The organism is Nocardia sp. PE-7 (assembly GCF_030486425.1).
Taxonomy (GTDB): Bacteria; Actinomycetota; Actinomycetes; order Mycobacteriales; family Mycobacteriaceae; genus Nocardia; species Nocardia salmonicida_A.
This window is the reverse complement of record NZ_CP129614.1, coordinates 4517710-4529055: the sequence shown is the minus strand read 5'-3', so window position 1 is coordinate 4529055 and position 11346 is coordinate 4517710. Positions and strand designations below refer to the sequence as shown.

The following is an 11346-nucleotide window of genomic DNA, read 5'->3' as shown; positions in this document are numbered from 1 at the left end:
AGTGTGGGGTTGATCACGAAACGATTAACCGGTCGGTCTTCTGGATAAAACAGACCGCTGGGAATGTAGCTAGCGAAACGAAGAAAAGGCCCGCACCACCGAATCGGTGGTGCGGGCCTTTTCTTCGTAGAACTGCTGCTAGTCGAGGTAGTCGCGCAGAACCTGCGAACGGCTCGGGTGGCGCAGCTTGCTCATCGTCTTCGACTCGATCTGGCGGATGCGCTCACGCGTGACGCCGTAGACCTGACCGATCTCGTCGAGGGTGCGCGGCTGACCGTCGGTGAGGCCGAAGCGCAACCGCACCACGCCCGCCTCGCGCTCGGACAGCGTCTCCAGCACCGACTGCAGCTGATCCTGCAGCAGGGTGAAGCTCACCGCGTCGACCGCGACGACCGCCTCGGAGTCCTCGATGAAGTCACCGAGCTGGCTGTCGCCCTCGTCGCCGATGGTCTGGTCGAGCGAGATCGGTTCACGCGCGTATTGCTGGATCTCCAGCACCTTCTCCGGCGTGATGTCCATTTCCTTGGCGAGCTCCTCCGGCGTGGGCTCACGGCCCAGGTCCTGGAGCAGCTCGCGCTGGATGCGGCCGAGCTTGTTGATCACTTCGACCATGTGCACCGGAATACGGATGGTGCGGGCCTGATCGGCCATGGCGCGGGTGATGGCCTGACGGATCCACCACGTCGCGTAGGTCGAGAACTTGTAACCCTTGGTGTAGTCGAACTTCTCGACCGCGCGGATCAGACCCAGGTTGCCTTCCTGGATGAGATCCAGGAACGCCATGCCGCGGCCGGTGTAGCGCTTGGCCAGCGAGACGACCAGTCGCAGGTTGGCCTCGAGCAGGTGGTTCTTCGCGCGGTTGCCGTCGCGCACGATCCAGTTGAAGTCGCGGCGCGTCGTCACCGAGAGCTTCTCGCCCGCCTCGGCGAACTCGCGCATCTTCTCCGCGGCGAACAGGCCGGCCTCGATCCGCTTGGCGAGTTCGACCTCCTCTTCCGCGTTGAGCAGCGCGACCTTGCCGATCTGCTTGAGGTAGGCGCGTACCGAGTCGGCGGAAGCGGTGAGTTCGGCGTCCTTGCGTGCTTGACGCAGCGCTTCGGACTCCTCCTCGTCCCAGACGAAATCGCCGGAAGCCTTGTCCTTCTCGGACGGCTCCGCGGTCTCGGCGACCTCGGCGGTGTCCTCGGCGACGTCTTCGACGACGACCTCCTCGCCGACGAGTTCGTCCTCGGCGACTTCGAGATCACCGAGATCGTCGACGTCGACCGACTCGTCGTCGAGCTGCTCTTCACCGCCCTCGCCCGAGGTCGCCTTCTTCGCGGCGGTTTTCTTGGCCGGAGCCTTCTTGGCGGCAGCCTTCTTCGCCGGCGCCTTCTTGGCTACAGCCTTCTTGGCCGGCGCCTTTTTGGCGGCGGCTTTCTTGGCCGGCGCCTTCTTGGCCGGGGTTGCGGCGTCGTCGGCATCGGCGTCGGAGGCCGAGTCGGCGGTCTGACGGGTATTCGTGGCTACCACGTACGCCCTTTCGTGACGGTCTCGTGCGGCGTCACGCCAGAGTGGTTTTCCGGCGGAGCGGTCGGTCGGGTTGCACCGGCGATGCGTCGGCCGGGTGAAGTCGGCGCTCGTTCACCGACCTTCTCGCGACCGGCCGCGGCCGGAAGGTTTCACCGGCTCACCGCCGGACGTGTTCCATTGTAACGATCCAACCAGGGTACTCATGGCACGATGCCATCCAGGCGTTGCGTCGCAGGCCGCGCCGGGCTACGGCGCGATGCCCGCATCGATGGCCATCGCCGCGCCGACGATACCCGCCGTGTTCTTCAACACGGCCGGAATCACGGGAGTTCGGTTGGTGAGCAAGGGGATCCACTGCTCGTGATCACGGCTGATGCCGCCGCCCGCCACGATCACCTTCGGCCAGAACAGATCCTCGATGTGCCGCAACACGCGACTCACCCGCTGCGCCCACTCGGGGTAGGTGAGGTCCTCGTTGTCCTTGACCGAGGCGGCGGCCAGATCCTCGGCGTCGACGCCCTCGATCTTGAGATGGCCGAGTTCGGAGTTGGGTACCAGCACGCCGTTGTAGAGCAGCGCGGAGCCGATGCCGGTGCCGAAGGTGAGCAGCAGGGTCAGCCCGTCGAGGTCGCGCGCGGTGCCGTAGGAGTCCTCGGCCAGGCCTGCGGCGTCGGCGTCGTTGAGCACGGTGACGGCTCGCCCACCCAGTGCCTCGGCGAACAGCGCGCGGGCGTCGGTGCCGATCCAAGCCTGGTCGATGTTGGCCGCGGTTCTGGCGTGGCCGTCGAGCACCACGCACGGCATGGTGATGCCGACCGGACCCGCCCACCCCGTCCGGGCCACCAGTTCGGCGACCGCCGCGGCGACGGCTTCGGGCGTTGACGGCTGCGGTGTCGCGATCTTGATGCGGTCATGGACGAGCAGGCCGGTGGCCAGATCGACCTCGGCGCCCTTCACTCCACTGCCGCCGATATCGATCCCGAATGCGTGCCCCCGAGTGGACATGGTTCAACCCCTTGCTGACGCGGTCGATGTGCCTGACAGACACCAGCAAGCAGAGTAGCGGTAGTCACCCCTCGCGCGAGACGCCACGACATGTGATGCGATGGAGACGTGCCCGAACACACCGAGCCCGAGACCTCTACCGCCCCCATCACATCCGCCGACTACGAGCAGTTGCGGCGCCTCGCCGTCGAGCTCGCCGAAACGGCCGCCGCGCATGTGCGCGCCCGCAGGCCCGAGGTGTTCGCCGACGGCGGACCCGTGGCGGGCGCGGTGGCCACCAAGGGGCACGTCACTGATCCGGTCACCGTCGTCGACACCGAATCCGAACAGCTGATCCGTGGGCTGCTCGCCGAGCGCAGACCCGACGACGCGATTCTGGGGGAGGAGGGCGGCGGCGATGTCGGCGCCACCGCGCCGGGCACAGTCACCTGGGTCGTCGACCCGATCGACGGCACCGTGAACTTCCTCTACGGGCTGCCCGGCTACGCCGTGTCGGTGGGTGCGGTGGTCGACGGCCAGCCCGTGGCGGGCGCCGTGGTCGACGTGGCCGCCGCGACCACCTACAGCGCCGCATTGGGCGCTGGATCGCACGCTGTGCGCCCGGACGGCACCCGGGTGACACTGCGCTGCAGTAGCGAGGATTCGCTTTCGGTGGCCCTTGTAGCCACCGGCTTCGCCTACGGCAGCGTGCGTCGTGCCCGGCAGGCGCAGCTGCTCACCGAGATCCTGCCGCGGATTCGCGACATCCGCCGCCTCGGCGCCGCCGCGATGGACCTGTGCCATGTCGCCGCGGGTCGACTCGAGGCCTATTACGAGCACGGCCTCAATGCCTGGGACTGGGCCGCGGGCGCCCTCATCGCCGCCGAAGCCGGCGCTGTCGTCCGCGTCCCCCCGGTCACCGTCGGCGGTGCCGAGGGCGAACTGACGGTCGTGGCCGCCCCCGGCATCGCCGAGGACCTCAATGACCTACTCGACCGCGTCGGCGCCCCGACCGCCCTGCCGGACTGACGTCAAGCGGCGGGGCCGCCGAGGATTCAGCTCAGCACTTGACGTCGCGCGCCGCGTCGAGGAGTACGGAGTCGATCGATGACGAGCTCGCGCCGGGGGCGAGGTTCTTCAGCGACCGGAGCACGGCCTCGGCGTCGGCGCCGGGGCGCAACGACTCGCCGAAAGCCTGGCCGAGGACCAGATCGACGGTGTCGTCGGTGCGCGGGTCCTCGATCAGCTCGGCGCACGGAGCGACGAGCTGCACCGAGGCGGCGGCCGGTCGGCCGTTCACGCCGAACCGGATCTGCCCGGTGCAGGTGAGGTCCCCGTTGACATAGACCGGATCGTTACCGACCCGTGTCCCCGGCGCGCCGGCGAACCCGAGGTCGCCGAGAGCCGAGGCGATGTGACCGGCCTGTCCGCTCTTGCCGTTGGCGTTGAACACCCGCACTTTCGACTCCGACAGCGCCGCCGGATCGACCGCCTCCAGCCGCGTCGGGCCCACGCGTGAGCCCAGTGCCGCGGGCTGCGGGGCGTTGGTGGCGGTCGGCGTGCTCGGCGCGTTGCACGCCATCGGTTCGTTGCTGTCGTCACGGGTACGGAACGCCGTAATCCAGACGAACAGGCTCACCAGAGCCAGCACGAGGACGAGCGCGAGCCAGAGCTCGGGCCGCCGCCGCGGAAAGGGTTTGCCGTCGCGATCAGTCGCGCTGCCTTCGGTGATCAGTGAAACCACGCGCTCACTCTACGAGTCCCGCGGCGGTGCGCGAGTCGGGGAGGTCTCGGCGAGTTTCCCGGCAGGTGACGATTCGTCGTCGGTTTCGGCTCGGCGGGGGTTTGATTGCGACTTTCGCCCGATGGTCCGCTATTGTCTGCCCGCCCAGATCGAATATTTACCGGTGAAACGGTGGTCGGTCGCGGGAACAACAAGGGCATGTCCTGCGTTTACCGAACGCTGTCGGAGTAGATCGCTAGCTGGTCGAACCTGATAGACGACCGGTGCACGTGTGAGGTGCACCACCGGCGGGGCGGTACGAACGCCGGACCCCTGCGGGGTTACGGCAATCGACTGATCCGGGATATACGGAGTAAGGACTGAGGGGAAGACGACATGGCAACCGACTATGACGCACCGCGGCGCACCGAATCCGACGAGGTGTCGGAGGATTCGCTCGAGGAGCTGAAGGCCCGCCGCAACGAGGCGCAGTCCGCCGTCGTGGACATCGACGAATCCGATACAGCGGAATCGTTCGAGCTTCCCGGCGCGGACTTGTCCGACGAGGTACTCAGCGTTCGGGTGGTCCCGAAGCAGGCGGACGAGTTCACCTGCTCGAGCTGTTTCCTCGTGCATCACCGCAGCCGACTGGCCACGGAGAAGGGTGGACAGCTCATCTGCATGGACTGCGCGCTCTAGAAGCAGGCAGTGCGCATCACCGTGTGGACAGTTGATCCGCACGGACTGCGTACTACTGATCCAGACGGGATCAGCGAGGAAGGGTCAGCCCGCGCTCGGGAGTCCGAGCGCGGTCAAGACCCGGTCCGGCCTCCGCGTACTGACCAACCAGTACGGCGTCGGGTCGTCCGGGTCGTTCAGAACCAGCAATGCCATCGGACCGATCCAGGCCCGATGCTGCACATAGGCGGCGGGGTCGAGTTGTCGACCCAGCGCCGCACTCTTGGCTGTCGGCGCGACGGCCGCGGCGCGCGCGACGAAGCTCACCGGTAGGTGAGCGCGGTCGACGCGCAATTCCGCCGTACCATCGTCGGCCACGGTGACATCCAGGCGATGCCTGCTCATCCACAACAGAATCCAGACCGGGACCGGCGCCAGCAACGCATACGGCAGCCAGGCCCGCAGCCCCGGCGCGCCCATGTGGATCTCGGCCGCGAGCAGGCCCGCGATCGCGAAGCCGATCGGCCACCACCACAGCGGCACCCACAGGCGCTCGGAGTAGGACGACGGACCCTGCGCGCTCGGCGCGCGGTGGTCGGTGTCTGTGGTCGCGGTCGTCGGGGAATGGGGCTGGTCGGGCACCCCTCAACACTAGGTCACCGCACCAGGGCTGCGACGAGAAGGTCCGGCCTCGACCGCGTAGTCTCGACCGATGTGAACGCACTTGCACCGATTCCGCTGCGGCGGCTCGATCCCGGCATCCCTGTGCCGACGCGTGCCCATCCGGGTGACGCGGGCGTCGACCTCTGTACCACCGAGGATGTGATCATCGAACCGGGCGAGCGGGTGCTGGTCGGCACCGGGATCGCGATCGCGTTGCCGGTGGGCACCGTCGGCTTGATCCACCCCCGTTCCGGCTTGGCCGCGAAGGCCGGTCTGTCGGTGGTCAACACGCCCGGCACGGTCGACGCGGGCTATCGCGGTGAGATCAAGGTGTGCCTGATCAATCACGACCCACGTACCGCCATCGAGCTGCGTCGCGGTGACCGCATCGCGCAGTTGCTGGTGCAGCGGGTCGAGTTGGTCGATTTCGCCGAGGTCGACGATCTCGACGTCACCGCCCGCGGCACCGGCGGATACGGGTCGAGCGGCGGGCATGCCAGCCTGGCCGACAAGGAGGCGTGATGGGTCTGTTCGGAAAGAAGAAGCGGGCACGCGACGACGAGGCCGACTACGTCGAATACGACGACGTCGAGTACGACGAGGCGGACTACGACCTCGACGCCGACTCCGACGAGTACGACACCGACGAGTTCCAGCGCCCCGACTTCGCGCGCCTCGACTTCGACGACGCGCCGACCGACGAGCGCATCTACGGCAATTTCGACCACGCCCCCGATGCCGCCGCCGGCCCCTACGACATCAGCGAGGTCTCCGACGAAGCGATCTCGCGGCGCCTCGACCTGGGCTCGGTGCTGATTCCGGTGCCCCAGGGCGGGCAGTTGCAGGTGGAGATGAGCCCCGACGGCACCCCGCAGGCGGTGCACCTGGCCACCGAGCACGGCAGGCTCACGGTCGCCGCCTATGCCGCGCCGAAGTCGGCGGGCCAGTGGCGCACGGTCGCCGCGGATCTGGCCGAGTCGCTGCGTGGTGACGGCGCGAGCGTGGCCGTCGAGAAGGGCCCGTGGGGCCGCGAGGTCAAGGCGATCACCGAGGGGGCCGACCTGCGCTTCATCGGCGTCGACGGCCCGCGCTGGATGATCCGCCTCGTCGCCGCCGGTCCCAAGGGCGCCGTCGACGACCGCAGCCCGCTGATCACCGCCGCCCGCGCGGTCCTGGCCGACGCCGTGGTCCGCCGCGGCACCGACCCGCTCCCCGTGCGCGACCCGCTCCCGGTGGTCCTGCCCCAGGAACTGGCCGAACAGCTGGCCGCCGCCCACCAGCAGCAGATCCAGGCCCAGCAGGAGGCGCTGGAGGCCCAGGCCGCCGCGGCCGCCGCCCCGCCCCCGTCGGCCCTCCCGCCGAAACTGCCCGACGAGCCACGTCGTGGCGCCGATGGTTCGGCCATGCAGCAACTGGGCCTGAACTAGGTTCTCGTCCGCCTCTCCGCGACTTTTGCGGTCGTGGGGAGGCGGTGCAGTCGGCTGCCGGGCCGACGTCCGTGGTGGGTCTTGTGTCGGGGGTACCCGGCGAGTTACCCCTGTGTTCGCGAAATCAGTTGTCCTGCAAGGATTTTCGTTGCCCGTGCGTCGCTGGGAGCAACGTGCTCAATTCTGCGAATCCGGCGTGTCCGAGTATTGCCGGGTCGGCGCCCAGCTCGGTGAGCGTCACTCTGTGCAGTCGGCACGACGGCAAGGCTGTCGCCCATTCCTCCGCGACCGCGATGGGGTGGACCGGGTCGTCGGTCGCGCCGACCACCGCGACCGGCACATCAGTGGCGGCCAACTGCTCCAGGGACGGCCACGCGTACCCCGCGGCCTCGTCCAGCGCGGCGGGCAGATGCGGCCACTGCCCGCGCCACGACTGGGTCAACGCGTCGGCCAGCCAAGGCGGACTCGACGCCCGCATCCGCTCGATCACCGCCTCCAGGCCGTCGGCTCGCAGTTGCTCGGCGGTAACCGATGCGCTCAAAGCGGCGGGGCACGTGGCGGTTTCGGCACCCGTCCAGGCGGGTAATGCTGTGATGACACCGACTACCGCGTTCGGGTGCTCGGCTGCCCAGTCGAGCGCGATCGCGGCGCCGAGGGAGATGCCCGCGGCCAGGACCGGACCGCGCGCCGCGGCAGCGTCCAAAGCCGCGGTACAACTCCCGATCACGGCCTGCGGGTCCGGTTCGACGGCGTGGAAGGCGAGTCCGCGCGCATGGGCGGCAGGCCCGAACGCGCGGGCCGCGAAATCGGCGTCGGAGCCGGTCCCGGGCAGGGCGACCACGGTGACCTGGGGTGGGGTGCGCAACACCGACCGAGCGTAGCGGCCGGGCGTTTGCCCATCTACAGTGGCGGTGTACGGCCAACTAGCGGGAGAAGCGTGACATGTCGTCATCCACGGGCGGACACAAGTCGGGATCGGGTCCGGACTCGGGATATTTTCGTCGACTCGGTCGTCGTCTCACCGCCGATATCGATCAGCTCGACGCCGAGGAACTGGCCGAGACGGTAGAAGCCTCCGGTGCCCGGCGGGCCAAGGACTGCTGTCGTGGTGAAGAGGCGACGATTCTGGGCAGGCTCCGCAGTGTCGAGGCGTGTCCGAAGGCCGCGGGTGCCACCGTGCAGGCCGAGTTCTTCGACGGCACCGACGCCATCACCCTGGTGTGGATCGGGCGCAGGCGCATTCCCGGGATCGAACCGGGCAGGCGCATTCTGGTCCGTGGCCGCGTCGGCGACCGCGACGGCCACAAAGTGATCTTCAACCCCTACTACGAATTGCGCGGGAACAGCTGACGTATGCCCTCCAGCGACGAGTACCGCACTGCCGCGGACCCCGAAGCCACCGTGGCGTTGCCCGTGGTCACCGATGACACGGTGGACCCGGAGATCGACACCGAGGTCGACAAGGCCGAACAGACCTTGCTCGAGCAGCTCGGCGGTTTCAGCGGCCTGATCTATTCCACCCTCCCCGTTCTGGTCTTCGTCCCGGTGAACACCTTCGCGGGCCTCACCGTGGCCATCTGGGCCGCACTCGGCGTCGCCGCCGCCATCCTCGTCTGGCGGCTGGTGCAGCGCAGCCCCATCCAGCCCGCCGTGTCCGGCTTCCTCGGCGTCGGTCTGTGCGCGCTCATCGCCCAGCGGGTGGGGGAGGCCAAGGGCTTCTTCCTGTTCGGCATCTACACCAGCCTGGTGTACGCGGGCGTGTTCGCGGTGTCGATCCTGCTGCGCCGACCACTGGTCGGGGTGATCTGGGGCGCGCTCAACGGCCACGGTCACCACTGGCGTACCGACAAGCGGATCCGCAAGCTCTACGACCTGGCCACCGTCGTGTGGGTGGTCGTGTTCGGTGCCCGCTACCTGGTGCAGTCGCAGCTCTACGACACCGACCACACCACCTGGCTGGCCGTGGCGCGGATCGGGATGGGCTGGCCGCTCACCGCGGTGGCTCTGATCGTCACCGTCTGGGCGGTGCGCCGCGCGGGGCACCTGCCCGCCGAGAAAGCCGACAAGTCCGGGGCCGGAACGGAATCCGTGCGCGCATAGGGTGGGTAGCGCGCCGCCGGAGGTGGGGAAGTACCCACCCTGGGGTATCTGGTTGCGACCGGCCGTTCGTCGCACGATCAATGCGTACCGAAAATACGCGATGATCGTGAGAGGACCGGCGACCATGATGGCAACCGAGCACCGAAATGAGCGACCGGCCACCACCGCCCGCCGCGACGCCACCAAGACCCCCGCGCCGGTTCTGTCGGAGAGCAAGCGCATCGGCGCCGAACTCGACGCGCTGATCGGCCCGGCCGCCCGCGGTGACCGCGACGCCGTCGCGGAGATCCTGCGCCTGGTGCACCCGCTGGTCCGCCGCTACTGCTCGGCCCGGATGGGCTCCACCGGCCATCTCACCGTCACCGCCGACGATGTCACCCAGGAAGTCCTCATCGCCACCGTCACGGCCATTCCGCGCTACCGCGATCAGGGCAAGTCGTTTCTGGCCTTCGTCTACGGCATCGCCGCCAACAAGGTCTCCGACGCCTTCCGTCGCGGCAAGCACACCGCCTTCCCGACGGCCGAACTCCCCGACACCGCGAGTGCCTCCGCGGGTCCGGAGGACTGGGTACTGGCGTTCGAGCGCCGTGCCGCCACCCATGAACTGATGAAGGTGCTCGCGCCGAATCACCGCGAGGTGCTGCACATGCGCATCGTGCTCGGCTGGAGCGCGGCTCAGACCGCCGAGGCCATCGGCACCAGCCCCGGGGTCGTCCGGGTGATGCAGCACCGCGCGCTCAACAAGCTGCGCGCGGAACTGAAAGTGGCGTAAGGACTCAGGGTTTCACGCCGTGGGTCGCCAGGGTCAGCCGCAGATCCTCTTCGGCTTCCACCGAGGTGACGAACAGCAGTTCGTCGTCGCCCTCGAACGGATCGTCGGGCTGCGGCACGATCACCCGGCCACCGCGCAGGATCGTCACCAGCGCGGTATCGCGCGGCATCTTCAATGTTCGCACCGGCTTCCCGGCCAGCTGGGTGTCGGCGGGCAGGGTGATCTCCACCAGGTTGGCCTGCCCCTGCCGCAACGTCATCAGCCGGACCAGATCACCCACCGACACGGCCTCCTCGACGAGCGAGGCGAGCAGCCGCGGCGTCGACACCGCCACGTCGACGCCCCACGACTCGTCGAACAGCCATTCGTTGCGCGGATCGTTGACCCGCGCCACCACTCGGCGCACCCCGAACTCGGTCTTGGCGAGCAGGGCGTGCACGAGGTTCGCCTTGTCGTCGCCGGTGGCCGCGATCACCACCTCGTAGGTCTCGAGATCGGCGTTCTCCAGCAGCGACAGCTCACAGGCGTCGGCGTGGACCCAGACGGCGTCGGGGATGGCAGCCGGGTCGATGTGGTCGAGCTGGCGTTCGAGCAGCATCACGCGGTGTCCGCCGCGTAGTAGTTCCCTGGCGATCGAGCGCCCGACCGCGCCCGCTCCGGCGATGGCGACCTTCATGTGTTCAGTCCTCGCTCACGGGGGCCTTGGCGGCCAGGGCGATCGCCTCGCCGACAGTGCCGGACGTGGCCGCTACGTAGACGACGTCGTCGGCCTGGACGATCGTCTTGGATTCGGGAAGCAGGCCCTGACCGAAGCGCAGGATGAACGCCACCCGCACCTGCAGGTCGCGTTCGAGATCGCGCACGGTGCGACCGGACCAGTCCTCGTGCAGGGTCAGCTGGGTCACCGCGACCGCGCCGGTGGGGTCGCGCCAGGTGGTGGTCGAGTTGTCGCCGATGAGGGTGCGCAGGAATCGGTCGGTGGTCCACGGCACGGTCGCGATGGTCGGGATGCCGAGCCGTTCGTACACCTCGGCGCGCTTGGCGTCGTAGATGCGGGCCACGACACGTTCGACGCCGAACATCTCCCTGGCCACTCTGGCCGAGATGATGTTGGAGTTGTCGCCGGAGCTCACCGCGGCGAACGCGTCGGCGCGCTCGATCCCCGCGCGGGTCAGTACCTCACGGTCGAAGCCGACGCCGATCACCTGCTGTCCGGTGAAGCCCTCACCGAGGCGGCGGAAGGCGGTGGGATCGCGGTCGATGACCGTGACCTCGTGACCCACCCGGGTCAGCGCACGCGCCAGTGACGAGCCGACACGCCCGCAACCCATGATCACTACGTACACCGTGCACCCTCGTTCCTGGCCTACCCGTGGCGTCCGGCAAGGACCGTACCCGCCGGATGCTCCCATCGCCCATTTTCCCCGCGCCGACGCGGGGCAAACAATCCAGACATCGCCGTGACGCCGATGAACGTGCGCGCGAAG

At 68.6% G+C, this 11346-nt stretch carries 14 protein-coding genes; 7 read left to right on the top strand and 7 right to left on the bottom strand.

All coding sequences use genetic code 11. The annotated features are described in order from the left end of the window. Positions 1 to 138: 138 nt before the first annotated feature. Both QX204_RS21485 and ppgK read right to left on the bottom strand, forming a co-directional pair. The gene (locus QX204_RS21485) at positions 139 to 1512 is read right to left on the bottom strand and encodes an RNA polymerase sigma factor (RefSeq protein WP_301901827.1); all 1374 of its coding nucleotides are present in this window, start codon (positions 1510 to 1512) and stop codon (positions 139 to 141) included. A 246-nt stretch (positions 1513 to 1758) separates the two neighbouring features. Then, complete coding sequence (gene ppgK, locus QX204_RS21480) at positions 1759 to 2517, bottom strand: polyphosphate--glucose phosphotransferase (protein WP_301901825.1); 759 nt, start codon at positions 2515 to 2517, stop codon at positions 1759 to 1761. 108 nt (positions 2518 to 2625) lie between these two features. On the opposite strand from ppgK, the gene QX204_RS21475 reads away from it, so the two are divergent. After that, positions 2626 to 3525, top strand: a complete 900-nt coding sequence (locus QX204_RS21475) for an inositol monophosphatase family protein (RefSeq protein ID WP_301901823.1) — start codon at positions 2626 to 2628, stop codon at positions 3523 to 3525. Positions 3526 to 3556: 31 nt separating this feature from the next. On the opposite strand, the gene cei is transcribed toward QX204_RS21475, so the two are convergent. Then, complete coding sequence (gene cei / locus QX204_RS21470; RefSeq protein ID WP_301901821.1) at positions 3557 to 4240, bottom strand: envelope integrity protein Cei; 684 nt, start codon at positions 4238 to 4240, stop codon at positions 3557 to 3559. Between the two features lie 375 nt (positions 4241 to 4615). Here cei and QX204_RS21465 point away from each other — a divergent pair, with 375 nt between their 5' ends. Continuing rightward, complete coding sequence (locus QX204_RS21465) at positions 4616 to 4918, top strand: DUF4193 domain-containing protein (protein WP_056811237.1); 303 nt, start codon at positions 4616 to 4618, stop codon at positions 4916 to 4918. Between the two features lie 84 nt (positions 4919 to 5002). Here QX204_RS21465 and QX204_RS21460 read toward each other — a convergent pair whose 3' ends face one another. After that, a complete protein-coding gene (locus tag QX204_RS21460) occupies positions 5003 to 5446 on the bottom strand; it encodes a DUF3093 domain-containing protein (RefSeq protein WP_301908059.1) in 444 nt (147 codons plus the stop codon). A 165-nt stretch (positions 5447 to 5611) separates the two neighbouring features. On the opposite strand from QX204_RS21460, the gene dut reads away from it, so the two are divergent. Together dut and QX204_RS21450 are read left to right on the top strand one after the other, a co-directional pair. After that, positions 5612 to 6082, top strand: a complete 471-nt coding sequence (gene dut / locus QX204_RS21455; protein ID WP_301901816.1) for a dUTP diphosphatase — start codon at positions 5612 to 5614, stop codon at positions 6080 to 6082. Continuing rightward, entirely contained in the window at positions 6082 to 6987 is a 906-nt protein-coding gene (locus QX204_RS21450; RefSeq protein ID WP_301901815.1) for a DUF3710 domain-containing protein, read from the top strand. Before dut ends, QX204_RS21450 begins: the two co-directional genes overlap by 1 nt. Before the next feature lie 124 nt (positions 6988 to 7111). On the opposite strand, the gene QX204_RS21445 is transcribed toward QX204_RS21450, so the two are convergent. Then, positions 7112 to 7855 carry an alpha/beta fold hydrolase gene (locus QX204_RS21445; protein ID WP_301901813.1) on the bottom strand — a complete coding sequence of 248 codons (744 nt, stop codon included), beginning with the start codon at positions 7853 to 7855 and terminating at the stop codon, positions 7112 to 7114. A 74-nt stretch (positions 7856 to 7929) separates the two neighbouring features. Here QX204_RS21445 and QX204_RS21440 point away from each other — a divergent pair, with 74 nt between their 5' ends. The 3 genes from QX204_RS21440 (at position 7930) to QX204_RS21430 (ending at position 9859) form a co-directional block, all read left to right on the top strand. After that, positions 7930 to 8337 carry an OB-fold nucleic acid binding domain-containing protein gene (locus QX204_RS21440; RefSeq protein ID WP_301901811.1) on the top strand — a complete coding sequence of 136 codons (408 nt, stop codon included), beginning with the start codon at positions 7930 to 7932 and terminating at the stop codon, positions 8335 to 8337. 3 nt (positions 8338 to 8340) lie between these two features. Next, entirely contained in the window at positions 8341 to 9087 is a 747-nt protein-coding gene (locus QX204_RS21435; RefSeq protein WP_301901810.1) for a DUF3159 domain-containing protein, read from the top strand. A gap of 124 nt (positions 9088 to 9211) precedes the next feature. Then, positions 9212 to 9859, top strand: coding sequence for a sigma-70 family RNA polymerase sigma factor (locus QX204_RS21430; protein ID WP_301901809.1), 648 nt, complete (start codon positions 9212 to 9214; stop codon positions 9857 to 9859). A 4-nt stretch (positions 9860 to 9863) separates the two neighbouring features. Here QX204_RS21430 and QX204_RS21425 read toward each other — a convergent pair whose 3' ends face one another. Together QX204_RS21425 and QX204_RS21420 are read right to left on the bottom strand one after the other, a co-directional pair. After that, the gene (locus tag QX204_RS21425) at positions 9864 to 10535 is read right to left on the bottom strand and encodes a potassium channel family protein (RefSeq protein WP_301901808.1); all 672 of its coding nucleotides are present in this window, start codon (positions 10533 to 10535) and stop codon (positions 9864 to 9866) included. A gap of 4 nt (positions 10536 to 10539) precedes the next feature. Continuing rightward, positions 10540 to 11205 carry a potassium channel family protein gene (locus QX204_RS21420; RefSeq protein ID WP_194824370.1) on the bottom strand — a complete coding sequence of 222 codons (666 nt, stop codon included), beginning with the start codon at positions 11203 to 11205 and terminating at the stop codon, positions 10540 to 10542. Positions 11206 to 11346 lie beyond the last annotated feature (141 nt).

What these genes read in the sequence shown, in the direction of transcription:
- QX204_RS21430 (WP_301901809.1), top strand. Translation starts at nt 9,212, where the DNA reads ATGATGGCAACCGAGCACCGAAATGAGCGACCGGCCACCACCGCCCGC.
- QX204_RS21440 (WP_301901811.1), top strand. Translation starts at nt 7,930, where the DNA reads ATGTCGTCATCCACGGGCGGACACAAGTCGGGATCGGGTCCGGACTCG.
- QX204_RS21465 (WP_056811237.1), top strand. Translation starts at nt 4,616, where the DNA reads ATGGCAACCGACTATGACGCACCGCGGCGCACCGAATCCGACGAGGTG.
- QX204_RS21435 (WP_301901810.1), top strand. Translation starts at nt 8,341, where the DNA reads ATGCCCTCCAGCGACGAGTACCGCACTGCCGCGGACCCCGAAGCCACC.
- QX204_RS21425 (WP_301901808.1), bottom strand. Translation starts at nt 10,535, where the DNA reads ATGAAGGTCGCCATCGCCGGAGCGGGCGCGGTCGGGCGCTCGATCGCC.
- QX204_RS21450 (WP_301901815.1), top strand. Translation starts at nt 6,082, where the DNA reads ATGGGTCTGTTCGGAAAGAAGAAGCGGGCACGCGACGACGAGGCCGAC.
- ppgK (WP_301901825.1), bottom strand. Translation starts at nt 2,517, where the DNA reads ATGTCCACTCGGGGGCACGCATTCGGGATCGATATCGGCGGCAGTGGA.